General features: G+C 45.0%; 25 protein-coding genes. 12 read left to right on the forward strand and 13 right to left on the reverse strand.

The genetic code is table 11. From position 1 onward, the window contains the following. The first annotated feature begins 301 nt into the window (after positions 1–301). From AB4154_RS05455 to rlmM, 4 genes are read left to right on the forward strand one after another with little or no spacing between them, the layout of a single operon-like run. Positions 302–1,210 (forward strand): transcriptional regulator GcvA, encoded by a 909-nt coding sequence (locus tag AB4154_RS05455; protein ID WP_012604639.1) that lies wholly within the window; start codon positions 302–304, stop codon positions 1,208–1,210. Further along, positions 1,203–1,826 carry an alpha/beta fold hydrolase gene (locus AB4154_RS05460; RefSeq protein ID WP_102319949.1) on the forward strand — a complete coding sequence of 208 codons (624 nt, stop codon included), beginning with the start codon at positions 1,203–1,205 and terminating at the stop codon, positions 1,824–1,826. The genes AB4154_RS05455 and AB4154_RS05460 overlap by 8 nt, the downstream gene beginning before the upstream one ends. Next, positions 1,816–2,214 (forward strand): DUF423 domain-containing protein, encoded by a 399-nt coding sequence (locus AB4154_RS05465; protein WP_102319950.1) that lies wholly within the window; start codon positions 1,816–1,818, stop codon positions 2,212–2,214. The genes AB4154_RS05460 and AB4154_RS05465 overlap by 11 nt, the downstream gene beginning before the upstream one ends. Beyond that, positions 2,211–3,302: a 23S rRNA (cytidine(2498)-2'-O)-methyltransferase RlmM gene (gene rlmM, locus AB4154_RS05470; RefSeq protein ID WP_017070491.1), complete on the forward strand. Its 1,092-nt coding sequence runs from the start codon at positions 2,211–2,213 to the stop codon at positions 3,300–3,302. Before AB4154_RS05465 ends, rlmM begins: the two co-directional genes overlap by 4 nt. Positions 3,303–3,382: 80 nt before the next feature. Here rlmM and xni read toward each other — a convergent pair whose 3' ends face one another. The 5 genes from xni to queF all read right to left on the reverse strand — a co-directional run bounded on the left by xni (position 3,383) and on the right by queF (position 10,704). Then, positions 3,383–4,156 carry a flap endonuclease Xni gene (gene xni / locus AB4154_RS05475; protein WP_372122429.1) on the reverse strand — a complete coding sequence of 258 codons (774 nt, stop codon included), beginning with the start codon at positions 4,154–4,156 and terminating at the stop codon, positions 3,383–3,385. 93 nt (positions 4,157–4,249) lie between these two features. Then, entirely contained in the window at positions 4,250–5,614 is a 1,365-nt protein-coding gene (gene ppnN, locus AB4154_RS05480) for a nucleotide 5'-monophosphate nucleosidase PpnN (protein WP_017060771.1), read from the reverse strand. A 243-nt stretch (positions 5,615–5,857) separates the two neighbouring features. Further along, on the reverse strand, positions 5,858–7,423 hold the full coding sequence (locus AB4154_RS05485) for a GGDEF domain-containing protein (protein WP_017069497.1): 1,566 nt from the start codon (positions 7,421–7,423) through the stop codon (positions 5,858–5,860). A 118-nt stretch (positions 7,424–7,541) separates the two neighbouring features. Then, on the reverse strand, positions 7,542–9,800 hold the full coding sequence (locus AB4154_RS05490; protein ID WP_372122431.1) for a tetratricopeptide repeat protein: 2,259 nt from the start codon (positions 9,798–9,800) through the stop codon (positions 7,542–7,544). Positions 9,801–9,858: 58 nt separating this feature from the next. Further along, positions 9,859–10,704 carry an NADPH-dependent 7-cyano-7-deazaguanine reductase QueF gene (gene queF / locus AB4154_RS05495; RefSeq protein ID WP_136973730.1) on the reverse strand — a complete coding sequence of 282 codons (846 nt, stop codon included), beginning with the start codon at positions 10,702–10,704 and terminating at the stop codon, positions 9,859–9,861. A 131-nt stretch (positions 10,705–10,835) separates the two neighbouring features. Between queF and syd the strand changes: the two genes are divergently transcribed. Both syd and AB4154_RS05505 read left to right on the forward strand, forming a co-directional pair. After that, a complete protein-coding gene (gene syd / locus AB4154_RS05500; RefSeq protein ID WP_050633962.1) occupies positions 10,836–11,381 on the forward strand; it encodes a SecY-interacting protein in 546 nt (181 codons plus the stop codon). Between the two features lie 4 nt (positions 11,382–11,385). Next, a complete protein-coding gene (locus AB4154_RS05505; protein WP_017060766.1) occupies positions 11,386–12,162 on the forward strand; it encodes a Zn-ribbon-containing protein in 777 nt (258 codons plus the stop codon). Between the two features lie 120 nt (positions 12,163–12,282). On the opposite strand, the gene AB4154_RS05510 is transcribed toward AB4154_RS05505, so the two are convergent. The 3 genes from AB4154_RS05510 to metN all read right to left on the reverse strand — a co-directional run bounded on the left by AB4154_RS05510 (position 12,283) and on the right by metN (position 14,866). Beyond that, positions 12,283–13,092, reverse strand: coding sequence for a MetQ/NlpA family lipoprotein (locus tag AB4154_RS05510; RefSeq protein ID WP_017060765.1), 810 nt, complete (start codon positions 13,090–13,092; stop codon positions 12,283–12,285). A 66-nt stretch (positions 13,093–13,158) separates the two neighbouring features. Further along, positions 13,159–13,842 (reverse strand): methionine ABC transporter permease, encoded by a 684-nt coding sequence (locus AB4154_RS05515; RefSeq protein ID WP_017060764.1) that lies wholly within the window; start codon positions 13,840–13,842, stop codon positions 13,159–13,161. Then, positions 13,832–14,866, reverse strand: coding sequence for a methionine ABC transporter ATP-binding protein MetN (metN, locus tag AB4154_RS05520; RefSeq protein ID WP_017060763.1), 1,035 nt, complete (start codon positions 14,864–14,866; stop codon positions 13,832–13,834). Before metN ends, AB4154_RS05515 begins: the two co-directional genes overlap by 11 nt. A 240-nt stretch (positions 14,867–15,106) precedes the next feature. Here metN and gmhB point away from each other — a divergent pair, with 240 nt between their 5' ends. The 5 genes from gmhB to treC all read left to right on the forward strand — a co-directional run bounded on the left by gmhB (position 15,107) and on the right by treC (position 20,605). Then, entirely contained in the window at positions 15,107–15,658 is a 552-nt protein-coding gene (gene gmhB, locus AB4154_RS05525) for a D-glycero-beta-D-manno-heptose 1,7-bisphosphate 7-phosphatase (RefSeq protein ID WP_372122433.1), read from the forward strand. A 112-nt stretch (positions 15,659–15,770) separates the two neighbouring features. After that, positions 15,771–16,112 (forward strand): MliC family protein, encoded by a 342-nt coding sequence (locus AB4154_RS05530; protein ID WP_017060761.1) that lies wholly within the window; start codon positions 15,771–15,773, stop codon positions 16,110–16,112. Positions 16,113–16,203: 91 nt separating this feature from the next. Then, entirely contained in the window at positions 16,204–17,148 is a 945-nt protein-coding gene (treR, locus tag AB4154_RS05535) for a trehalose operon repressor TreR (RefSeq protein ID WP_017060760.1), read from the forward strand. A 205-nt stretch (positions 17,149–17,353) separates the two neighbouring features. Then, positions 17,354–18,778 carry a PTS trehalose transporter subunit IIBC gene (gene treB, locus AB4154_RS05540; protein ID WP_017069492.1) on the forward strand — a complete coding sequence of 475 codons (1,425 nt, stop codon included), beginning with the start codon at positions 17,354–17,356 and terminating at the stop codon, positions 18,776–18,778. Positions 18,779–18,919: 141 nt separating this feature from the next. Beyond that, a complete protein-coding gene (gene treC / locus AB4154_RS05545; RefSeq protein ID WP_136973729.1) occupies positions 18,920–20,605 on the forward strand; it encodes an alpha,alpha-phosphotrehalase in 1,686 nt (561 codons plus the stop codon). Between the two features lie 180 nt (positions 20,606–20,785). Here treC and AB4154_RS05550 read toward each other — a convergent pair whose 3' ends face one another. Continuing rightward, on the reverse strand, positions 20,786–21,388 hold the full coding sequence (locus tag AB4154_RS05550) for a YitT family protein (protein ID WP_017060757.1): 603 nt from the start codon (positions 21,386–21,388) through the stop codon (positions 20,786–20,788). 347 nt (positions 21,389–21,735) lie between these two features. Here AB4154_RS05550 and glyA point away from each other — a divergent pair, with 347 nt between their 5' ends. Next, positions 21,736–22,986, forward strand: a complete 1,251-nt coding sequence (gene glyA / locus AB4154_RS05555) for a serine hydroxymethyltransferase (protein WP_017066387.1) — start codon at positions 21,736–21,738, stop codon at positions 22,984–22,986. A 499-nt stretch (positions 22,987–23,485) separates the two neighbouring features. On the opposite strand, the gene AB4154_RS05560 is transcribed toward glyA, so the two are convergent. From AB4154_RS05560 to AB4154_RS05575, 4 genes are all read right to left on the reverse strand, one after another. Continuing rightward, complete coding sequence (locus tag AB4154_RS05560) at positions 23,486–23,812, reverse strand: hypothetical protein (protein ID WP_017072003.1); 327 nt, start codon at positions 23,810–23,812, stop codon at positions 23,486–23,488. A 232-nt stretch (positions 23,813–24,044) separates the two neighbouring features. Further along, positions 24,045–24,236, reverse strand: a complete 192-nt coding sequence (locus tag AB4154_RS05565; protein ID WP_004738555.1) for a DUF4250 domain-containing protein — start codon at positions 24,234–24,236, stop codon at positions 24,045–24,047. Position 24,237: 1 nt separating this feature from the next. Further along, positions 24,238–24,441, reverse strand: a complete 204-nt coding sequence (locus tag AB4154_RS05570) for a YaeP family protein (protein WP_008222923.1) — start codon at positions 24,439–24,441, stop codon at positions 24,238–24,240. Positions 24,442–24,605: 164 nt separating this feature from the next. Next, the gene (locus AB4154_RS05575; protein ID WP_017060754.1) at positions 24,606–25,295 is read right to left on the reverse strand and encodes a tellurite resistance TerB family protein; all 690 of its coding nucleotides are present in this window, start codon (positions 25,293–25,295) and stop codon (positions 24,606–24,608) included. Between the last annotated feature and the right edge of the window lie 64 nt (positions 25,296–25,359).

A 25,359-nucleotide genomic window follows, 5' to 3' on the forward strand; every position in this document is an offset into this window, starting at 1 on the left:
AAAAACACCGCCCATAAGGCGGTGTAAACAAATTTGACAGACAGGTCAAAATAAATACAGGAAGTACATGCCTCGTTTCAGTATAAACTGCAACAAAACATTTGGTAGAACTCTACCCAACTCGAAAAGAACGAGTTTGCAAACACAACATCGCAGGAGCTAAGCCAATTGATTCTAGAGAGAATCAAGCCGTTCAGGCTAGCTGCTGCGGGATGAAATATAGAATTTCTCTGGCTGCTAGGCAATGGACAAATTATAATGTTTCAGATAAAAAAAACTAATGCTTATTTAGAGAGTAACTATGTCTCGTCGATTACCCCCATTAAACTCGCTAAGAGTGTTTGAAGCTGCAGCTCGACACTTGAGTTTTACGCGTGCTGCAGAAGAGTTGTTTGTTACTCAAGCGGCAGTCAGTCATCAGATCAAAGCGCTTGAAGAATTCTTATCTTTGAAGCTGTTTCGCCGAAGAAACCGCTCTTTGCTGCTAACTGAAGAAGGTCAAAGCTACTTCTTAGATATCAAAGATATTTTCACATCACTAGCAGAAGCGACAGACAAAGTGCTGGAGCGAAGTGAGAAGGGCGCATTGACCATCAGTTTACCGCCGAGTTTTGCTATTCAATGGTTGGTACCAAGGCTCGCTGACTTTAATCAGCAAGAGCCTGATATTGATGTAAGAATCAAAGCCGTTGATATGGATGAAGGCTCGCTAACCGATGATGTAGACGTCGCTATCTATTATGGCCGAGGTAATTGGTCGGGGCTTAGAGCCGATAAGCTTTACCAAGAATACTTGATCCCTCTTTGCTCACCTTCCGTGCTGCTAGGAGTAAAACCATTAGAATCTCTCAGTGATTTAGCATGTCATACGCTATTGCATGATACTTCTCGAAAGGATTGGAAACAGTTCGCTAAGCAAAATGGCATCGATGGGGTAAACGTTAATCACGGCCCTATCTTCAGTCACTCAACCATGGTGCTGCAGGCAGCGGCTCACGGCCAGGGCATTGCTCTGGGTAACAACGTGTTGGCGCAGCCTGAAATCGAAGCGGGTCGTTTGATTGCGCCTTTTGATGAAGTGTTGGTGAGTAAGAACGCCTTCTATGTGGTTTGTCATGAGAAACAAGCCGACATGGGTCGTATTGCTACCTTCCGCGACTGGATGCTAGCGAAAGCGCAAAGTGAACAAGAGGACTTACTCGATGAATAACGTCATCATTGATGGTGAAGACAATCCCATCACCTTTATCTTTGCCCATGGTGCTGGCGCAGGCATGGAGCATGAGTTCATGCAGTCGGTAGCCAAAGGGTTAGCCTTTAAAGGGATACGAGTGATTCGTTTCAACTTCCCTTACATGATTAAACGTGCTGAAGATGGTAAGCGTCGTCCACCTGACAGAGCGCCTAAGCTACTTGAAGCCTATCAAGAGATTATTGAGCAGGTTGATGCCGATAAGCTTGTGATTGGTGGTAAGTCGATGGGAGGGCGTATGGCGAGCCATTTGTCTGAACTTGATAAGGTGGCCGCAATGGCCTGTTTAGGCTTTCCTTTCCACCCACCAGGTAAACCCGAGAAATACAAAGGTGAGCATCTGGCTGAGTTAGCAAAGCCATGCCTCATTTTACAAGGTGAGCGCGATACCTTTGGTAAGCGTGAAGAGTTTGCTGATTTTGATCTGTCTGATTCTATTCGTGTTGAATTTATTCCCGATGGCGACCACAGCTTTAAACCTCGTAAGAGTTCTGGTTACACCGAGCAGCAGAATATTGCGTTAACCGTTGAGAAGTTATCAGCGTTTATCAAAGAGGTACTCAATGAGAAGTAAGTATTTACTCACGTTTGCTGGCATCTCTGGTGCGGTTGCTGTGATGCTTGGCGCCTTTGCAGCTCACGGTTTGAAAGCTATCTTGTCTGAATATCTGCTAGGCGTGTTTGAGACGGGTGTTCAGTACCAATTTATCCATACTCTAGCGATATTGGCGTGTGGCGCTCTGCTGCAGATGAAACTTGGCGCTAAATCACAAAAATATTTTTTCATTGCGGCAATTTGCTTTATCATCGGCATCCTTTGTTTTAGTGGCAGCCTTTATGGCTTGGCACTGACAGGAATAAAATGGTTTGGCCCTATCACTCCGTTTGGTGGTCTACTATTTATCATTGGTTGGGGAGTCTTCTCCTTCGCTGCTTTGAATATAAAAGAGGTAACTCAGTGAAACACGTACTACTTTATTGTCGCTCTGGTTTTGAAAAAGAATGTGCTGGCGAAATTCAAGACAAGGCAACACAACTGGAAGTGTTTGGTTTTCCTCGCCTAAAGAACAATACAGGTTTTGTATTGTTTGAATGTTACCAAGCAGGTGAAGCGGACAAGTTGATCAAAGAGATCGATTTCCAATCACTGATCTTTGCTCGTCAAATGTTGGCAGTGGCTGTTGAAATTAAAGACCTGCCAACCGATGACCGTATTTCTCCAATTCTTGAGGCGCTTTCTGAGAAAGAAGGTTTCCCTCGTTGTGGTGATATCCGTATTGAAACGCCAGATACTAACGAAGCAAAAGAGCTTTTGAAGTTCTGCCGTAAATTTACCGTGCCGATGCGTCAAGCGATGCGTGGTAAAGGCCTGATGACAGCGAAAGATAACGCTAAGAAGCCTGTGCTTCATTTATGCTTCATCGCTCCGGGCCACTGTTTTGTTGGTTACTCTTACCCAACGAACAACTCCCAGTTCTTTATGGGTATCCCTCGTCTGAAGTTCCCATCAGATGCTCCAAGCCGTTCTACATTGAAGCTAGAAGAAGCATTCCACGTATTCATCCCTCGTGATGAGTGGGACGAGCGTTTGGCTCCAGGTATGTGGGGTGTTGATTTAGGTGCATGTCCAGGTGGTTGGACTTACCAATTGGTTAAGCGCTCGATGTTCGTTCACTGTGTTGATAACGGCATGATGGCAGACAGCCTAATGGAAACAGGTCAAATTAAGCACCACATGGTGGATGGCTTTAAGTTTGAACCAGACCGTAAGAACGTAACTTGGATTATCTGTGACATGGTTGAGAAGCCAGCTCGTGTTGCTCACCTTATGGGTGAGTGGATCATCAAAGGCTGGGCGAAAGAAGCACTGTTCAACCTTAAACTGCCTATGAAAGGCCGTTACGATGAAGTACTGCAAGATATCGAGAACCTAAAAGTGTTCCTGATTGAGAACAAAGTGAAGTTCAAGATGCAGGCTAAGCACCTTTACCACGATCGCGAAGAGATCACGGTCCACATTCAGGCGCTTTCAAACATCTCACCGCACTAATATTTACGTTAGTGTGTCAGTGATAAAAAATGCTCCTTTAAGGGGCATTTTTTGTATCAATATTATCGAGTCACAGCGACTTAAGCGTTTGCTTCGTAACGAATATCTTGCAGGTTGAACCCTAAATCAATATCGGTTTTGAGTGCCGATACTTGCTTACATACACGAGCGGATTCGATGTGTTCGTCGAACTTCTTACGATATTTTTTCGGCAGATCTTCTGCTTGATAGGCCGCTTCGATATCTGGGTAAGTGGTCAATATCTCTTTGGCTGCTTTTGGCCCGATACCTGGGATGCCCGGTACTTGGCTTGAGCTTACGCCCGTTAATCCCCAGTAATCCGCCAGTTGTTCAGGTTTAACGCCAAACTCAGCTTCGATAAAGGGTTTATCTAACCAGCGGCGCTGGAAGTAATCTCGGATCTGAAGCGTTGGTGACAACAGTTGGCAGTAGCCCTTATCCGTCGAGACGATGGTGACGGTTTCTCCGTGGTCAGCCACTTTCTTTGCCAGTGTTGCGACGAGATCATCCGCTTCATCGCCATCAGACAGCAGTGAATCAATGCCTAACTCCCACCAAGCTTGTTGAATAGCATCAAGGCCTTTCATCAATGGTTCTGGCATGGGTTTACGATTCTGCTTATAAGCAGGAAGCACATCTGCGCGCCAGCCACGGTCTTGTAAATGGTGATCAAATACCGCGATGATGTGGGTGGGCTTTGATTCATTCAGAATCTTATTGAGAGTGCGAATTGTGGTGGTAATGGTTCTTGCTATATCGGTTGGATCCGGCTGAACAGAGTGCACGCGTCGGATGAGGTTTAAGGCATCGATAATAACAAGATGGATAGACATAAGTTTCCACTAAATAGGCAATAAAAAAGGGGCTGCTAGCCCCTTATAGTAACGTATCACTTGGTGAGTTGAAACGTTGGTAACGTAAACGCCTTAATCACGTGAGGCGATTTTATAGCAAGGCACGTAGTCGGTCCCTCCCGGTAACTTCATTCGATGTTGCTCAACAAAGTCATTCAGCAGTTGGTCCATCTTGGTCATTAGCTCTTTGTCGCCATCAATTAGGAATGGGCCGTGCTTCTCGATCTCCAGAATACCCTCTGCTTTGACGTTACCAGCCACAATGCCTGAGAACGCTTTACGTAAATTAGCGGCTAGGCTTTCTGTTTTTTGGTCCATATGAAGATCAAGCGCCGCCATAGATTCGTGTGTTGGGTCGAATGGCAGTTGGAACTCAGGCTCAATATGCAGTGACCAGTTGTAGCTGTAGGCATCACCGGTCTCTTTACGGTGAGAACGCACATCTGGCATCGCTTGTTTCATGATTTTCGCAGCGCGTGCTGGGTCATCAATCACGATCTCGTAATGTTTCTGCGCATCAGGCCCTAGAGTTTCCCCAATGAACTTATCGATTGAGCGGAAGTAAGCCTCACTCTCTTTCGAGCCCGTTAACACAATCGGCATTGGTTGTTCGGCGTTATTCGGGTGCATCATGATCCCTAAGATGTACAGCAGCTCTTCCGCCGTGCCGGGGCCGCCTGGGAAAATGATGATGCCATGCGCCATACGAACAAAAGCCTCAAGACGCTTCTCAATATCTGGCATGATCACCAGTTCGTTCACGATTGGGTTTGGTGGCTCAGCCGCAATGATCGAAGGCTCGGTAAGCCCCAGATAACGATGATCGGTGTAACGCTGCTTCGCGTGACCAATGGCAGCCCCTTTCATTGGGCCTTCCATCGCACCCGGTCCACAACCGGTACAGATATTCAGTTCACGGAGGCCGAGCTCATTACCGACTTCACGAGTGTATTGGTATTCGCTGGCATTAATAGAGTGACCACCCCAACATACAATCAGGTTAGGCTCGATGCCTGGCGTCAACGCACCTGCATTTCTCAAGATACCAAACACAAGGTTAGTAATGTGAGTGGCATTAGTCAGGTTGAGCCTTTGGTTATCGGCTAAGTGCATGTTGACGTAAACAATGTCACGCAGCACTGAAAATAGGTGCTCTTGAATACCCTTGATGATTTCACCATCGACAAAGGCATGCTCTGGTGGGTTGCTTAGTTCGAGCTTAATACCACGCTCACGGCGAACGACTTCGACATCGAACGACAGATATTTGTCGAGCAACTCTTTGGAGTTGTCGGTATGGCTACCCGAGTTCAGGACCGCTAACGTACAGTTGCGATACAGTTGGTACAGATCACTAGACGCGGTTTTCTTAAGACGCTCAACCTCAAGTTGAGAGAGTAAATCCATGCTACCGGCAGGGCTGATATGAGTGATCATAGTGCCTCCTTGTTGAAAAGAGCAGGGGACGTTGAAGTGACCCTCTGGCTCGAGAGTGAGAAGCAAACGTTGAAAGTGTTTGGTTAAAGGTAGGAGAGAGTTAACCAGACGAAACGGATACGACAGCGTTGCTTGCCATGAATGCTTGTTAAGCGAATGTTAATCATTAGCTTAGCAAACATTGAGGGAAATGGTATGTGATAAGTATTTGAAAAAATGAAATAAATTAAATCTAGGGCTGGCCTAGTGCCAAACAAGTTGGTTGGTACCGCGTTGTTTGGCTTTATTTAGAGTCTTATTGAGTCGCTCTAGCACTTCTTCAGGTGTATCTGACTCTTTAAACTGAGTACTTGCCGCGCATAAAGTGATCGTGATTTGCTGGTCACGGAATTTAAAGGGCAGGCGGCTTACTTGAGTTTGAATGTTCTGAATCACCTGATGGCAATATTCATCGGTTTGCTCTGGCAGCAATAACACAAACTCTTCACCTGAAAAACGTGCCACAGTATCGGTGGTGCCTGCTTCTTTGGTAATAGTTCTTGCGATGATCTTGAGTGCTTTGTCGCCCGCGGTGTAACCAAAGCTATCGTTAATTGCTTTGAAGTTGTCGATGTCGAGCAGTACTACGCGTAGCGAGTGTTGCGCGCGGATCCAGCGGCGATACTCAAGCTCTAAGCGATCAGTAAAGGCAGTGCGATTGTAAACCTTGGTTAGAGGATCAAGCAGCATACGCTGAGCCTGATCTTCCAAGCGCTTACGGTAATCTTGCGTCACTTCATAGAGTGAATCTAACTGAGTCTTTCCGTAACTCATTCTCTCTATCAGAGCTTGTTCTTTTTGCTCTGCGTGGTTCAGCCTTTCCGAAAGAGAGGCGATTTCACTGAGTAGCGGATTAATCGACAGCTTTAAACTATCAATATCTTTCGCTTTATCTACCGAGCTTTGGCTTCTAGTGACTAGTTCATTTAACTCAGAGTTTAGACCTTGTCGGTGCTCAAAGTAGCTCTGGCTCTGGTCGGCATTTTGGTCTGCCGTTTTGATGCTGGACGCTAAAGAAGAATTAAGCTGATCGATGAATTGTTCAGACTTCTTACGTTCTAGGTTGGTGCCTTCAATAACCAGTTTGAGGATCTGAAGTGTTAGCTCAAGTAGGTTTTGTGTGGAAACACCAAGCAGCAGCTTCGCTCGAATATCGGTAAGCAGATCACCCGATTCACCCTCGAAGTCGAGTTCAGTGATCAGATGTTGTAGTTCGTTTGATAGGTCGGAAAGGAGCTCTTGTTCCGGAGAGTGCGCAGCGTCAGCAAAATGGGTGCGTGAGTTATTCGCCATAATCTTTATGGCACGCTCATAAATACCGAGAAGTTTCATGGCGTGGTCGACTTTCTGACTGCCATTGCATTCGGAGAAGCTAAGTAAGTTTCGTAGGTCGCGTTTGAGCTGTGCTGGAAGGCCAGTTATGCGCTGCAGCGTTTCCCCACTGTGCTTAATGCTATCGTCCAGATACCCGTTCTGTTTATCCATAGCCAACGTTTTCTGCTTAAGCATCCTTTCTAATACTGCCAGTTTTGGGATCATTGAGCTAATGTCTTTTTGCTTTTCTAGCTCTTCCCTAAGGGCAATGAGGTTTTCATCTAAATGGCTGTTACTACCAACACATGCATCACTTAAAGACGTGACGATACGCTTTAGAACTTTCTGTTCTCTAATAAACTTGAATGAGGTGTCTCTTTGCGTCAAACGGACCTGCTCCAACTGAGATTTCAGCTGGTGGAGTTGCGCCTGAATGTCTTTTTCAAGAATGCCCATAGATGTATTTATTAGCGCCGCGTAGACCGATCTCGATCATTTTGATGAAATTCCGTTACATCGATAATAACAAAACTAAAAATAAGGTCACGACTTGCTGCTCTTAACCGCTCGCAAATCAGTCATCTTTTAGCATTTTTTTGATGTTGTCCTCATTCTGGTACGAGGATTGTATTTTTATTAACCCTTGATTAATCGCATGTTTACACGCTTCTCTTATGTTACCAGTTGCAAGGCTCGCTGCTGGTGCATTATCGATAGCTTTTAGATAGACCCATTGGCTACTGCGCTCTTTGAGACTGATCTCACGGGCGAGATTGGTCGACATCAACAATACGTCGAGCAGCTCTTGATCGTTAATTGCGGTGTAAGCGCGTGGCAAGAATGGGTAGTCAGCGATGCCCATACGGACCGTTCGGTTGATGTTTCGCTCTGTTTCGAAGTCATTCACCCAAGACTGAATCTTTCTGAACATGTCATCAGGCGACAAATCACGGTCCGCGTTTGGCTCGATATAAAGCAGGTTCGCATCCGAGAAGTGGTAGACACGAGCTGGGCCTTCAAGCTTAGATTTTAGGAATTCACCGAAAGCGTCTTCCAGTTCTAGACCGGCTTTGTAACCGTTCTGCGTGTACATATTGCGTAAGAACGGTAAATCAATCATCACGAAGCGTAAGCGGTCGTTGAGTGGCTCATGAATCAATTCGCCAAGTTGCCACTGTTCGAAGGTCTGGCTGGTTTGTTCCAGCGAGTTAGAGAGCTTCGCATTGAGCATTCTTAAGTTCGGAAGCTTTGAACGTGAGTGCGTAAATAGGTCGGTGCGCAGTGAGTCCACTTCTTTGGCTAAGGTTTGAATGAGATAGCCACGGCGCAGAACAAAGAAGAACAAGACAATGCTGAACAGGAATAGGGCGAACGATATTTTTTGGAACTTACGATGCTCCAGTTTGTATTGCTCTAGCTCTTGCGCTTGGCCTGCGTAGTGCAGGGTTTGTTCGGCAAATTCTTTCTGTTGACGGAACGCGTCTTCGCCAACACGGTTGAGTTTTTGCTGCTCTAGAGAGACAAGGCTGTTGTATTGCTTGAGGTTTGCCAATGCTTGCTGTGGACGACCTGCCTGTTCATAACCCAAAGAAAGTAAGTAGTACGAGCGTTGTGAAAGGCGCATGTTCTCTATCTGGCGTGAGATCTCAAGTGCACGTGTCGCATGCTTTATCACGTCTTCGCTTTCTTGTAGGTGATACGCTAACCCTGCAGATAACAGTGCAGCACGGCCTTCCAGCTTTGGAATGTCGGTATATTCCAGCAGCTCAAGGGCACGGGTTAGGTACTGTTCTGCTAGAGGGTAGTTATAAAGGCGTAAGTAGGTCGCCGATAGACTTAGTCGGATATCAATGACTTGGTGGATATCTCGGTCAGTGCTTTCGTGATCAAGAACGTTGAAGAAGTGTACCAAGGCAAGGTTATATTTCCCTTGATAGAAGTACACATCCCCCATTTTCTTAAGCACTTGTGCTAAGACAGGCGAGTTTTCAAAGTTGTCATAGAAATCAGCGGCTTGAGATAGGTGTTCTAACGCTTTATCCAACACTTGGCGCTCAAAGAAAAGCTGCGCAAGTAGGCGGTTGACCTTGGCCAAACGTGAACTTAGATTGCCCTCTACTGATTTCCAGTAGCCATACAACAACTCGGATAACGCGTGGTTGTACTCTTTGTGAGTCAGATAAAACTCGCCGACGGAGATATGGTAGTCGATGGTGACTTTTTCAGAGTAACGTTGATCGAGATAGGTTTTGGCTTCTTGATAGAACTTTTCGGCTTCATCGATCTTGTTGTCGTAAGAGGCGATGTCGGCTTTCAACATGATCAAGCGATAGGTAATGCCTTCCGTTAAGCGTAAGGTTTTATTCACCGACTCTAGATTTGTTTCAATGTTAGTGAGCTCTGATTTTGCTTTGGCTGATTTTCTATCACTCAGCCAAAGTAAGCGAACTTTTAGGATCTGAAGATCTATTTTTAGGTAATCAAGCTTATAGGTTTGCGCTAGCTCGGAGGCTTTGTCGATGTGCTGAATCGCAATACGCATATTGCCAAGGTTGTATTCCGCTTTGGCTAAGATCTTATACGCATCGATACTGCTGTTTGGTGTTCGAATCGAGGAGTCTGTCTCTTCGCGAGAAATAGCTGAAGGGCTTTTCTCGCGTTGATCAGAAAGGACACGCAGCGTTAGGTAGCTGTTGGCCATTTGTTTTGCTTGGCTCGGCTCGATCTCAACCAAATTATTGGCTTCATTGAGTAGCGCCGACGAATAAACCGACGCATTGACCGATGTGCTTAAGCTTAAAATAAATAGACTAACAACGTATAACCAACGCATTTCAATGTCCCTTTAAAGATTTGGTAGGTTCAAATAAGTGTGGGTGGTTCTCGCCTGATTATTGGCGAGCCATACGCTTATTGTGGCTTGGTCTATCTTGCTCTGTTGAACGGTATGGGTTGATATCCAGACCACCACGACGTGTGTAACGTGCGAACACAGTTAGCTTCGAAGGTGCACAGTATTTCATGATGTCAGTGAAGATACGCTCAACACATTGTTCGTGGAATTCATTGTGCTCACGGAAAGAAACTAAATAGCGTAGCAGAGCTTCACGGTCAATTTGCTTACCAGAATATGCGATCTCAACGCTGCCCCAATCCGGTTGATTGGTGATCAAACAGTTCGACTTCAATAGGTGGCTGTGCAGTGTTTCTTCAACGTCTTGTTCGCCAGCAGCGCCTTCAAGCAGCGACGCTTCAAAGTCGTAGCTAGTGATTTGGATGTCTTGGTTGTCGATACAGTCACCTTCCATCGTCACGATAGGTTGGTTAGTGTAGTCGGTTACTGAGTTTACATTCACAATCACCGTTTCGCCTGCACATGCCGACAAATCTTGGGTCAGGCGCTCGGTTACTTGATCCCAGTTTTCAAATTGAGTCTGGTTGTAGCTGTTCAGGTACAGCTTGAAAGATTTTGATTCAATTAAATTTGGGCTGGTTGCTGGGATGAAAACTTCACCGACAGCCACTTGTGGTAGACCATTGGTGTTTAGCCACGAAAGCTCGTACATCGTCCAAAGATCATGACCAACAAAAGGCAGCTCGCCGTTTAGCGCAAGATCATCGCGATTAAGGCTACGAGGCACTGGTTGCAATAAACTTGCATCGTATTGGTTAGAGTACTCAGTTTTTTGGCCAAGGGTTAAACCCGCTAGCTCTTTTGCGTCAGAATATTTGCTCATACTTTCGTTTCAAATTCGATTAGAATGGGGTCGATTTTACTGAATCCCCCTTACCCTGTCATTAAGTCATCGCTTAATCGGCGCGGAAAGGGCTCGGATTCTATTTATTATTTTGTGTTTAGGAGATTTTCATGACTCAACGTGCTCAAGACGCACTACTTTCTTTTAGTCAGCGATACGTTGACGCGTGGCAGCAGAAACACCAAAGCTTACCTCGTAATGAGGAGTTGGTGGACATCGTATCGCCATGCGTAGAAGAAAAGAGTGGCGATGCCGTGTTGTGGAAGCACTATCCACGTGAGCAATTCGCGGATTTCACCAACGTTGAAACCGGTATTGAGTTGACTCTGCATGAAGACATCAAAACTTTCTACGGCGCACAATTCAGCGCAGATATGAACGCAACTTTCGATGGTAACGAATTGACTCTGTTACAGATTTGGAGTGATGAAGACTTCGAATGCCTACAAGAAAACATTTTGGGTCACCTAGTAACTCAGCGTCGCTTGAAGCTAAAACCAACGGTTTTCATTGCCGCGACCGATGCTGAGCTGGATGTTATCTCTATCTGTAACCTAACGGGTAACGTGATTTTGGAGCGCTTAGGTACCAAAAATCGTGATGTGCTCGCCGAGACATTGGCAGAATTTTTAGAAAAGCTACAACCAGCGGTATAAATAGATGTACGTACTAGAACTTCAATTTGAGTGTTTTGATAACACAACGGTAAGCGCTGTCGACAAGGCGGTTAATGGCTTAATGGATGCACTTCGTTATAACGGACAAGTGTTAGGTCGTGAGTTCCCAATCGTGATGGGCGATGGGGAATTCTATGTTCGCGTTGTGTGCCCGGAGCAAGATAGCTTGCACCCGCGTAATCACTCAGACTTTGTGAAAGTGTGTTTTGATCGCTTGTCTAACGCGAGCCTACTAGCGCCTAAAATGCGTTTGCTAGGTCGAGATCTGAACTCAGAAGAAGTGGCAGAAGATGAAACACCAAGCTGGCAGGTGTTATACACGACATTCGTGCACACCTGTTCACCGCTGCGTAGTGGCGATAGCTTGCTACCAATCCCTTTGTATCGCAATCCACCTACCTTCAATGGCGACCATAAAGCCGTGTTGAAATGGCAGACCGAATGGCAAGCCTGTGATGAAGTACAAATGGGTGGTGGTTGTCGCGCGGAACATGCAACGCTAACCGAGATCAGTGACACGAAGAGTGTGCTGTTTAAACGCGGTTGGGGTCTAAGAGGGCGCATTGAGTATCTGACTAAGGTTCCAACCTACTACTACTTATACCGTGTCGGTGGGATCAGCCTGAAAGATGAAAAAGAGCGCAAATGCCCGCAATGTGGTGGTGAATGGCTGCTAGATGCGCCTATCCACGATATTTTCTATTTCAAGTGTGATGACTGCCGATTGGTGTCAAACATCTCTTGGGATCACCTGAAGTAATCGACTTTGTTTCGCTTAAATCTGAGATGCTTTACTTTCTAGCAAATCTTTATCATTAAAAAAGGGGCTGACGTTATGTCAGCCCCTTCGGGTATCTATACAGTGCTGTCGTTTAGTTGATTACCAACCTTTAACGACGCCACCTTGGAAGATGTCAGAAGCTGCGTTGTACACTTCTTCAGTTTGGTAAGCTTTAACGAAGTTTTGTACGTTTTCAGCGTTTAGGTTGTCTTCACGAGAAACGATTAGGTTTACGTAAGGAGAATCTTTGTCTTCAACGAATACGCCATCTTTTTGTGGAGTCAGGTTGATAGAGCTCGCGTAAGTTGTGTTGATGATAGATAGAGCAACATCATCAAGAGAACGTGGCAGTTGAGCTGCGTCTAGTTCAACAATCGTTAGGTTCTTAGGGTTACCCACGATGTCGCGAACTGTAGCTAGAAGACCTGCGCCTTCACGAAGTTCAAGAAGACCTTGTTGCTCAAGAAGAAGTAGAGAGCGACCTAGGTTTGTAGGGTCGTTTGGTACAGCAATACGAGCACCGTCTTGGATTTCGTCTACCGATTTCACTTCTTTAGAGTAACCCGCAATTGGGTAAACAAACGTGTTACCAGCGATAGTTAGCTTGTAGCCACGGTCAGCCACTTGCTGATCTAGGTACGGTGCGTGTTGGAATGCGTTGATGTCGATAGAACCATCATCTAGAGCTGCGTTTGGTGTTACGTAATCCGTGAAAGTAACCAGTTCAACGTCTAGGCCGTATTTCTCTTTCGCTACTTTAGCTGCCACTTCAGCAACTTGCGCTTCTGCACCTGCCATTACGCCAACTTTTACTTTAGAAGTATCCACTTCTTTATCACCACAACCTGCTAGAACTAGCGCTGAAGCTGCTGCTGCGATAGTTAGTAAACCTTTAAGGTTAAATTTCATAATAATCTCCTTTTAATAAATCTATTTAATTAGGTTCAGACGACTCTAATCTTTATGTGTGAGTCTTTATCTGTGGTCAACGCGGCGAACTAATGAATCACCGATTGATTGAATAATTTGTACCAGCACAATCAACATCACTACTGTCACAGCCATGATGGTCACATCGTAGCGGTGGAATCCGTAACGAATCGCGACATCACCTAGGCCACCACCGCCTACAGTACCGGCCATTGCTGAGTAGCTCACCAGAGTCACTAGCGTAATCGTTACTGAGTTGATGATAGTCGGTAGTGCTTCTGGAAGCAGAACCTTATTGATGATTTGTGTTGGTGTTGCGCCCATTGATTGGGCCGCTTCCACTAGACCTGTTGGTACTTCAAGTAGTGCACTTTCGATAAGTCGAGCCACGAATGGGATAGCGCCAATCGTCAGTGGAACAATCGCTGCTGTTGTACCGATGAAGGTACCAATCAGCATCTTAGTCAGTGGAATAATCGCAACCATCAAAACTAAGAAAGGTACTGAACGACCCACGTTCACAATCGCACCTAGAATCTTGTTTACTTTGGTGTTCTCTAACAGGCCACCTTTTTTAGTCGTATGCAGAATCACGCCTAGTGGAATACCGACCGCGAAGCCAACAATGCCTGCAACAGCAACCATGTAAAGCGTTTCGCCTGTTGCGCCTAATAGAAGGTTACCGTTAAGGCTGATCCAGTCAGCAATCTCGTTGAAACTAAAGGACATAACCAAGCACCTCTACTTTTACATTGTTGTCGCGTAGGAATTGGATAGCAGCATTATCATCTGCTTCATTACCGAACAGTTCAGCGACCATCATGCCGAACTTCACGCCACCGGCGTAATCAAGGTCAGAACTTAAGATGCTGACATCGATATTGAATTTACGTGCGATTTGCGTCATTAGCGGAGCATCAACCGTTGCACCAGTAAACTCAAGACGCACCAGCGGGTAGCTGCTGTTTACGCGAGTCTCTTGCAAACGTGCTTGGTAATCTTCAGGGATCGTCAGATCCAACGTTGAGCGAATAAACTGATGCGCTAGCTCTGTCTTCGGATGAGCAAAGATGTCACCGACTGTACCTTTCTCTACCAATTCACCGCCGCCAATGATCGCAACCTCGTGACAAATGCTTTTAACCACATCCATCTCGTGTGTAATAAGCAGGATAGTGATGTTCAGCTTGCGGTTGATTTCACGCAGCAGCTCAAGGATAGATTGAGTTGTTGCTGGATCCAATGCGCTGGTGGCTTCATCACATAGCAGTACTTTCGGGTCAGAGGCCAGTGCGCGAGCAATCGCCACACGCTGCTTTTGACCACCACTTAGGTTTGCCGGGTAGGTGTCACGCTTATCAGCAAGGCCAACCAGTTCAAGTAACTCGCTGACTTTCGCTTCAATAATCGCTTTATCTTTACCAGCAAGTTCTAGAGGCAGTGCTACATTGTTAAATACAGTACGAGAAGACAGCAGGTTGAAGTGCTGGAATATCATGCCGATGTTACGGCGCGCTTCGCTAAGCTCTGATTTGCTGAGTTTTGTTAGGTCGATACCATCAACAATCACTTCACCCGAAGTCGGGGCTTCCAACATATTTACACAGCGGATTAGGGTACTTTTGCCTGCACCTGAAGAGCCGATGACTCCAAAGATTTGACCTTGAGGAATGTGGAGGTTGATATCAATTAAGGCATTGATTTCTTTAGTGCCTTGATAAAAAACCTTATTGACTTGATTCACTTTAATCATAGAGAAACCCGTGCAGGTAGAACAGAATAATATGTCGATAGCTCGCTCGATTTACAGACGATGCTATGGTGTTCTATGATCTAAGTCAATAGATATTTTTACGTCTAGACGGCTAAACGTCGATTGTATGGCTAAGCTAGAAACAAATCGTTAACGAACGCAAAACTAAATAGATAGTGATGAAGCAAATAAAGCGTGTAATAATTAATGATTAATAGAGAGTTGATAGAGAACAAAATTTTGTCTAAACCTGCTGTTTTTTTAGATCGTGATGGAGTGATTAACGTTGATCACGGCTACGTACATGATGAGCATGACTTTGAATACATCGATGGTGTGTTTGAAGCGGCGAAAGCGTTTAAAGATATGGGTTATTTATTGGTGCTAGTGACCAACCAATCTGGTATTGCTCGCGGCATGTTTAGTGAAGACCGTTTTCTTTCTTTAACGCAGTGGATGGATTGGAACTTTGTTGATAATGGTGTCGAGCTCGATGGCATTTATTACTGTCCTCACCACGCTGAGCACGGTATTGGTGACTACAAGCAAGATTGTGAATGTCGTAAGCCAAAGCCAGGCATGTTCATTTATGCTCGTGACTTTCTGAAGATTGATATGGCTAACTCGGTCATGATCGGCGATAAAGCGGAAGACATGATGGCTGCAGAAGCAGCAGGTGTTGGTACTAAAGTCTTGGTAAGAACGGGTAAACCCATCACTGAAAAAGGTGAAGCGTTGGCTAGCGTGGTACTTGATAGCATTAAAGACGTACCCGCTTTCTTAAATGGCTAAACGTTTTATTTATCACTAAGGTATGGACCTATCATTAGGCACTTACATTAGGTTTGTTCGAACCTGTGAATAGGCTAAGTGTCGTTGACTATATAAAGATGAGGAACGAAGTATGAAAGCTATGTTGGTAGCATCTCTATGTACAGTAGCATTGGTTGGGTGCTCTAAATCAGCAGCCCCTGAGACTGATAGCGCAACATCGAATGATCAATTCGCGACTTATCAATGTGAGTCTGACGTCTCGTTTGATGTGTCTTACCTTGATAATGAAAAAGCGGTACTACGCTTGCCTGATAATGAATACCGCCTGACTCAAGTTCCAGCGGGCTCAGGAACCAAATACATCTTAGATGATGGCACTTCAGAGATGATTAACAGCATCACTTTGCGCACGAAAGGTGACAATGCGCGTCTAGAACTTGGTCGCGTAGTCTATCGAAATTGCCAAAAGTAAGTCATAGTAAGAACTGCTAGTATTTACAAACAGTTAAGTGAGGGAATCTACCCTCACTTTTTCTTCTCTTCCCTTTAACGTTAGACTTTTTATGAGCAAAAAACTCACTATTCTTGATATTGCAAAGCTGTCCGGTGTTGGTAAGTCAACCGTATCACGCGTTCTGACCAATGATCCAAAAGTGAAACCTGAAACCCGTGAAAGGGTAGAAAGAGTAATTCAAGAATCTGGGTACACGCCTTCAAAGTCTGCGCAATCGATGCGCGGTGGCAGCCAAAAAGTCATCGGCGTGATTATCTCTCGTTTGGACTCTCCCTCTGAAAACAAAGCCGTTAGCACGATGCTGGCCGAGTTGTATCGAGCGGATTACGATGTCGTGATCATGGAAAGCCAACTTGATAGAGATAAAGCCAATGAGCACCTGCAAGTTCTAAAGCGTCGTAACGTTGATGGCATTATTGTATTTGGTTTTACTGACTGCGATATTCCGGCAATCGAAGCTTGGGAACACAAAGCGGTGGTGATTGCTCTGGATACCGAGAACGTGACGTCGATTAACTATGATAACCAACAGGTGATCAATAGTGCGTTGGTGCATTTATCGGATCAAGGGATCTCTGACGTTGGCTTTATCGGGGTTGATCCTAGTGATAAATCAACCGGTGAACTGCGTCTTAAGGCTTATCTCGATTGGTGTGAAAACACAGGTTCAGTGGCAAACTATCGTACTGGTCAACTTCATCACGAAAGTGCTTATCAGCTGGTGGATGAGGTGTTAACTCCCGCGACTCAAGCGATCGTTTGTGCCAGTGATACGCTGGCTCTTGGTGTAATCAAGCGTCTGCAAGAACTACAACGTGAAGATGTGGTCGTCACTGGCGTTGGTGGTAATGATCTTCTCTCTTTCTTATTCCCACGAGTATTTAGCATTGATCCTGGTTACCAATCTGCAGGTAAGTTGGCTGCTAATCTATTGATCTCTCAGCTTTTAGGCAATTCAGAGATCTCTCATCATACGCAATCTCCTATTCTATAATCCACTCAATTAAGCGAAATTGAACGGCTTAGATTAAAATTAGAGTGTGATCTCTTTCAATTAATGGGATTGTTCCCATTTTAATTTATCATTCATACGGGCATTATAATAACCGTAACTGGGAATGTTCCCATAAATCTAAGTCTGAGTGATTATAGCTTGCATGGTTTAGATGAGTAATTGAATGAAACCAGGGTGGGGTAGTATGAGTAAGATAGCGAAGCAAGACGTTGCGCGTCTTATCGAGTTAGTCGGTGGTAAAGAAAACATTGCGAGTGTCAGCCACTGTCTGACTCGACTGCGTTTTGTATTGAACGATACAGAGCAGGCCAACAAAGCTGAACTCGAAAAACTGAAGCTAGTAAAAGGCTGTTTTACTAATGCAGGCCAATTCCAAGTTGTGATTGGCACTGAAGTTGATGAAGTGTACGCACTTCTGATTGAACAGACAGGTAAAGAGGCATCATCAAAAGATGAGGCGAAGCTGGCTGCTCGTCAAAACATGAACTTCCTTGAGCGTGGTATCTCCCATTTAGCCGAAATTTTCGTACCACTGCTGCCTGCCATCATTACAGGTGGTTTGATTCTTGGTTTCCGTAATGTGATTGGCGACATTCGCATGTTCGACGGCAAAACCCTCGTTGAAATCAGTCAATTCTGGGCAACCGTTCACTCTTTCTTATGGTTGATCGGCGAAGCTATTTTCTTCTTCCTACCGGTTGGCGTGTGTTGGGCTACGGTTAAGAAGCTTGGCGGAACCCCTATTTTGGGTATCACGCTCGGTGTGACCTTAGTTTCACCACAACTCATGAACGCATACATGATAGGTAAATCGGTACCTGAAGTGTGGGACTTTGGCTTGTTCGTGATAGAGAAAGTTGGTTATCAGGCTCAGGTGATCCCTGCGATGTTAGCGGGTGTGGCTCTGGCCTTCATCGAGACCAACCTTAAGCGTATTGTTCCTTCTTACCTGTACCTTGTTGTCGTGCCGTTCGTATCGATTATTTTGTCTGTGATTCTAGCGCACGCTTTCATTGGCCCATTTGGCCGTATGTTAGGCGATGGCGTGGCATTCGCGGCTAAAGCGGCAATGACGGGTGACTTTGCGATTCTTGGTTCAGTAGTCTTTGGCTTCCTATACGCACCTTTGGTTATTACAGGTATTCACCACACAACCAATGCCGTCGACCTACAACTGATGCAAGACTTAGGCGGCACACCAATCTGGCCTTTGATTGCGCTATCAAATATTGCACAAGCTTCAGCGGTTGTTGGCATCATCATCTTAAGCAAACGCGAAGGCGAACGAGATATCTCGGTTCCAGCTGCAATCTCTGCTTACTTAGGTGTAACAGAGCCAGCGATGTACGGCATCAACCTTAAATACAAATTCCCAATGCTGAGCGCAATGATCGGCAGTGCCGCTGCGGCTGCTATCTGTGGTAGTGCAGGAGTGATGGCGAATGGTATCGGTGTTGGTGGCTTGCCAGGCATCTTATCGATTCAACCGCAATATTGGTCTGTTTACTTAATTGCGATGCTGGTGGCGATTGTACTACCCGTCACGTTAACACTGTTCTTCTATAAACGAGCACAGATGAAAGGCGAACTAGAAACCGCCAACGCGTAATGCATTTAATAAGCGATGACTCCAAAGTGAGCCATCGCTTTTTCTCTTAGTTATAGCTTTTTCTTTTAGTTATAACGGCTATTCGACCATGATTCACATGGTGATTTTTATTTTATATTTTCTGGTAAGTGAGTGTTAGAGATGGCGATGACTGAGCATGATGAAAGTTGGTGGAAAACCGCAACCATCTATCAAATCTACCCAAAGAGCTTTTGTGACAGTGGCAGTAAAGGTACTGGCGACATCAAAGGGATCATTTCAAAACTGGATTATCTTAAACACTTGAGTGTGGATGCCATTTGGTTAACCCCAGTTTACGCATCCCCAATGATCGATAACGGCTACGATATTTCAGATTACTACGCGATTAACCCGCAATTCGGCACCATGGAAGATTTCGACCTATTGCTGGCTGAAGCGCACCAACGTGGTATTCGTATCGTGATGGATATCGTGGTAAACCACACCTCAACAGAACATGCGTGGTTTCAGTCAGCATTGGGTGATAAAAACAGCCCATACCGCGACTACTACATATGGAAAGATCCTGTAAACGGCCAAGCACCAACCAACTGGCAGTCTAAGTTCGGTGGTAATGCATGGGAAATGGATGAAGCGACGGGTCAGTATTTCCTACACCTATTCGCGAAAGAGCAAGCCGACCTTAACTGGGAGAACCCGGTTGTACGCGAAGAAGTGAAAGACGTCATTAGCTTCTGGGCTGAGAAGGGCGTTGATGGTTTCCGCTTGGACGTGATCAACCTGATTTCGAAACAGCAAGACTTCCCCAATGATGATATCGGTGATGGTCGTCGTTTTTACACTGATGGCCCACGAGTGCACGAATACCTGAAAGAGATCAGCGAAGCGGTATTCCAGAAATACGGCAGCGTGACAGTAGGCGAGATGTCTTCAACGACACTCGAGCATTGCCAACAGTACTCAAACATTGATAACAGCGAGTTATCGATGGTGTTTAACTTCCACCACCTTAAGGTGGATTACACCAATGGTGAGAAGTGGACTAATGCGCCGTTTGATTTCTTGCAGCTCAAGTCGATCTTCAATCATTGGCAAACGGGTTTGAACGGCAAGGGCTGGGGCGCATTGTTTTGGTGTAACCACGACCAACCGCGAGTCGTGAGCCGCTTAGGTGATGATCAGCAATATCGTGTTGAGTCGGCCAAGATGTTGGCTGCTTCTGTGCACATGATGCAAGGCACGCCTTATATCTATCAAGGTGAAGAGATTGGTATGACCAACCCTGGCTATACTGACATCAGCCAGTATCGTGATGTTGAGAGTACCAATATGTACGACATCATGGTTAACCGTGATGGTGTGGCTCATCAAGATATGATGGCGATTCTAGCGCAGAAATCTCGTGATAACTCTCGTACACCAATGCAATGGAATAGTGAGCCTTACGCCGGATTCTCACAAGCTCAGCCATGGCTTGATGTAGCGAATAATTACTCTGAGATTAACGCTGAGCAAGCACTGGAAGACAAAGACTCTGTTTTTTATTTCTATAAGAGCTTGATTGAGTTACGCAAACAAGTACCAGTGATTACGGATGGCAGCTATCAAGATCTATTGCCTGAGCACCCGTCGGTATTTGCGTACTCTCGTGAGAGTGAAGGACAAACTCTGCTGTGCATTAACAACTATTATGGTGAAGAGGCTGAATGCGTTTTACCTGAACGTTTTGAGATGGCAAAGGCTAAGAGCTTGTTGTCTAATTATCAAGTGAGCGAGAGTTTAGTGGCGTCTCATCATCAAGTTTTGCAACCTTACGAGACTCGTATTCTTTTGATCGAAGGTTAGCCTTGTTTTTATTTCAATCGGCTTGATTCTCTTCCCCTTAAAGGATTCGGCTGTTAAAAGGCTTTGGAGTGCTCCCCAAAGCCTTTTTTGTTTTAGTGATGGCTGGAATATCGTGCCTCGAGTCTACTTGCGAGAAGTTTGAGCATCGAGTGCCAGCAACGACAGAGCAGGTAATGAACTCTAAGACGCGTAATTCACCGAGTAGCGAGTTGGTTTGTGGTTCATTGCCAATACGATGTTCAATACTGCGGTGCCTAATACAGAAACGGCAATCACCCAAGGTGACACGAAGAAGAACGATGCAAACAGAATACATGCATCAATACCCATTTGTGTTTTACCTACCGAGATACCGTAGCGGTCTTGGATAAACAAGCACAGTACGTTGAAGCCACCCAGACTTGAGCGGTGACGGAATAGGATTAGCATACCTAAGCCCATTAGTAAGCCGCCGGCAACAGCACAATAGATCTCGTTATGAACTTCTAGCGAGATAACTAAGTATAAATGATCGGCAAACACAGACACTAAAGCACCAGAAATCGCACTGCTAATAGCAAAGCTACGGCCGAATCGTTTCCATGCTAATAAATAGAATGGACAATTGGCAACAAAGTACAAAATACCAAAGGTTACAGGCAAGAATTGACTCAAAAGCAGAGCCAAGCCAGTAGTGCCCCCGGTAAGCAGGTTCGCTGACTGTAAAAAGAAGACGCCTAACGCCACTAAAAACGTGCCAGTGAGAATCGCTACCCAATCTTCTTTACGTGAGTGTTTTTCCATCGTTTTTATAATTACCTAACCAATAAAGGCGTGCATAGTAGAGAAAAACCTTAGCTTTCGGTAGCTTGAGGGGCAAAATTAAGGTAAACCTATGTAATCTGCGTTTTACAGGGTGTAAAGCGTAAAATTGACAGTAAGCGCCATCTTTGGTTGGATAAGCCAAATAACCATGATGAATCTTATTTGTGATTATGAAAAAACTGCATGATAAAATTGCAATTAGCTCTTTATGACCTAGATCAAATTATGTAGAATGCGTCACATCAAAACGGTGACGGAAACGTTTGCTTTCGGTCGTTGTGTGGTTTTTTTGAAACTTTCAGTACAATCTGAGTCAGGAGATACAGATGCTTAAGCGTGACATGAACATTGCTGATTACGATGCGGATCTATTCGCAGCTATCCAAGAAGAAACTCTTCGTCAGGAAGAGCATATCGAACTTATCGCTTCAGAAAACTACACAAGCCCACGTGTAATGGAAGCTCAAGGTTCTCAGCTAACAAACAAATACGCTGAAGGCTACCCAGGCAAGCGTTACTACGGTGGTTGTGAGTACGTAGACAAAGTTGAAACTCTAGCAATTGAACGTGCATGTGAACTATTTGGTGCAGAGTACGCAAACGTACAGCCTCACTCAGGTTCTCAAGCAAATAACGCTGTATACATGGCACTACTAAATGCAGGCGATACGGTTCTAGGTATGAGCCTAGCACACGGTGGTCACCTAACTCACGGTTCTCCAGTAAACTTCTCTGGTAAGCTTTACAACATCATCCCTTACGGTATCGATGAAGCGGGTCAAATCGATTACGAAGAGATGGAAAAGCTGGCTATCGAGAACAAGCCTAAGATGATCATCGGTGGTTTCTCTGCTTACTCTCAAATCTGTGATTGGAAGCGCATGCGTGAAATCGCTGACAAAGTAGGTGCTTACCTGTTCGTAGATATGGCTCACGTAGCAGGTCTAATCGCTGCAGGCGTTTACCCGAACCCAGTGCCACACGCTCACGTAGTAACTACAACGACGCACAAAACGCTTGCGGGTCCTCGTGGTGGTCTAATCCTTTCTAACGAAGGCGAAGATCTTTACAAGAAGCTGAACTCAGCAGTATTCCCAGGCGGCCAAGGTGGTCCTCTAATGCACGTTATCGCTGGTAAAGCAGTAGCGTTCAAAGAAGCTCTAGAGCCAGAGTTCAAAGAATACCAAGCACGCGTTGTTGCTAACGCAAAAGCAATGGTTGCTGAATTCCTAGCTCGTGGTTACAACATCGTTTCAGGTTCTACAGAGAACCACCTGTTCCTAGTTGACCTAATCAACAAAGACATCACAGGTAAAGAAGCAGATGCAGCACTAGGTGCAGCAAACATCACTGTAAACAAGAACTCAGTACCAAACGACCCACGTAGCCCATTCGTTACTTCAGGTATCCGTATCGGTTCTCCTTCTATCACTCGTCGCGGTTTCTCAGAAGCAGACGCGAAAGAGCTAGCAGGTTGGATCTGTGACATCCTAGATAACATGGGTGATGAGTCTGTTATCGAAGCAACGAAAGCAAAAGTATTAGAGATCTGTAAGCGTCTACCTGTTTACGCTTAATTTTTCTGGCTCAAATAGCTTAATTTCTGTGTCAAAGGTGCTCATTTACATTCGTAAACTCCGCGCCTTTTCCTTGAACTAAAGCTATTTGATTGAAAAATACGATTTGAAAGGCTCCTGTTGGGAGCTTTTTTTGTTTTTTTGGGTATTACGTTGTCGAGCATGCTCACTTACATTCGTAAGCTCCGCGTGCTCTCCTAGAATTTCAAACAACTACTTTGAAAAATATTGATACTAGAGGCTCCTTAATAGGGGCCTTTTTTGTACTTGGAAGTTTTAAAATTGTTGTCGAGCATGCTCACTTACACCCGTAATCTCTGCGTGCTCTCTTAGAATTTCAAACAACTACTTTGAAAAGCAATGATACTAGAGGCTTCTTTAAAGGAGCTATTTTTTGTATCTGGTGGCTGGTGGATTTGGGATTAAGAGTAAAGAAAAGCGGGTATTAAAAAGGGTTAATGCTTTCACATTAACCCTTTGGTATTTGGTAGTGTCGATTCTACTTTTTGATGCTAAGTAGGGTGCCTGACTTACACTTGAAAGAGTAGTAGTGGCGGCTTTCACTGAACTTACCTAGGCCTTCGCCATCACAGTAGTCGATGTTGATGTCACGCATCACTTCTAATGTGTCTTCGCTGTTCAAAGCGAATTTAGAGCCATCAGAACAGACGATACGAACTCGTTCATCATGGCTTACAGAGTAAATATCGACTTCAGTATTACACAGCTCAAAAGAGGCTTCGCGAAAGTTGTCTTGCTGAGTATTTGAAGCGCAACCTGCGGTGAGTGCGGCTGCGATAACGGCTAAAAGTCCGAGTCTTTTCATTGTTAATCCTTCACTATCATCAAGTTGAGTGATGAGTTTTATATGCTAGTTTAGGTAGCCTATACAACAATACGCTTTGGTTCAAGGCGCGTTCGTTGACTCTAAGATATAAAAGTATAGGTGCATACAGATAATTTATAATGGGTTTGCTGCGTGTTTCCTTATTACGTATCACCAACAAAAAAAGACCAACACAGAGGTTGGTCTTTAAATAGGAAGATTTTTTAAACGACTATCGAAACTGTTTAGCTTCTGGAAGATACTCAAAACCAGCAGACGCGAGCTTAGCGATTAAGGCTGCTTTGTCGATTTCGTAGAAGTTGACCACTCGATCTAAATCACCGCCGAAGTCGTCACGAAGCTTCATGTTGACGATGCTCATCAACATCACTGGATCCATTTTTTCAAAGTTAGCGAGGTTCATATTAGTCCTCGAAATCTGAAATCAGTAAGTTAGCAGCGGCAAAGGCTGCACGTTCACGAGCTTCTTTAGGAAGAGACTCATCGGCAGCAAGGTCATTCAATGTTTTTACTGCGCAGGTGATCGCTTTAGGGATATAGCCTTGGTCGCCACTGCCAATTTGAGAATACAGTTCACGAACCAAATCACAACAATCGTATACTTTCATTTTTATACCTAACCAAATGATAACTGATCTCAATATACACATAGAGATAAGCAAAAACAAAGTGGATCTGATCAAGTTCAGAGTTAGTTTGTCCTTGCTCAATATCTCACTTGGTTAGCTCGCTGCTTAGGCCGTTCTTTACGGCTTCGTTTGGTACTTGCCGATTAGCCAGAGACTTGTTGTTCAAGTTGATAGGTGACTTCATCAGCAAGATTGAGCTGTTTCGCGAGCTCTTTCAGGTACGCCTTTTCCATGAAATTCTGTTCGTCGGCCACAATCAAAGAGGCTAAGTAGATCTCACTCGCCTGTTGAGGTGACGTTGCCAGTTGAGCGATTTCGCTTGGGTCGAGTGGCTTATGCAGTTCTTCAGAGACCAATTTAGTCAGTTGATAATCAGCGCCCATATTCTCGACGGCTTGCTCTATCTTAGCCATCTCTTCTTCATCAACATGGCCATCAGCTTTAGACGCGGCAATCATCGATCGTAGAATCAGCACGCTGTGGTTTGCATCATTTTCATCAAACTGAGCCTGTTCGGCGTTAGGTGTCTGGCCTTGTTTGGATTGGTAGTCGTTGTAGACTTTATAAGCCAAAGCGCCCAGTGCTGCTGCGCCGCCAATCCCAGCCGCTTTCTTACCCATTTTCTTAGTCTTCTTAGAGCCCATTAACGCACCTAACAGTCCTCCGCCAACTGCGCCTGCACCGAAGGCTCCGAGTGTACTTTTACTGCTACTCTTGCTATTGCTGCCTTGAGAAAGGCCACTTAAACTTGAAGACCCTTGTGAAAGTTTCTGAGTACCTTGTTTTACGAGATCTGATTTAAGTGCTTGGTTCAGTAAGCTTTTGATATCCATCGATACCTCCAATGGTGAGCATGTCCAAAAAGTTGATGACACCAATATACGGATTTAAAGATGA

Source organism: Vibrio sp. 10N.286.51.B11 (genome assembly GCF_041469245.1).
GTDB lineage: Bacteria > Pseudomonadota > Gammaproteobacteria > Enterobacterales > Vibrionaceae > Vibrio > Vibrio crassostreae_C.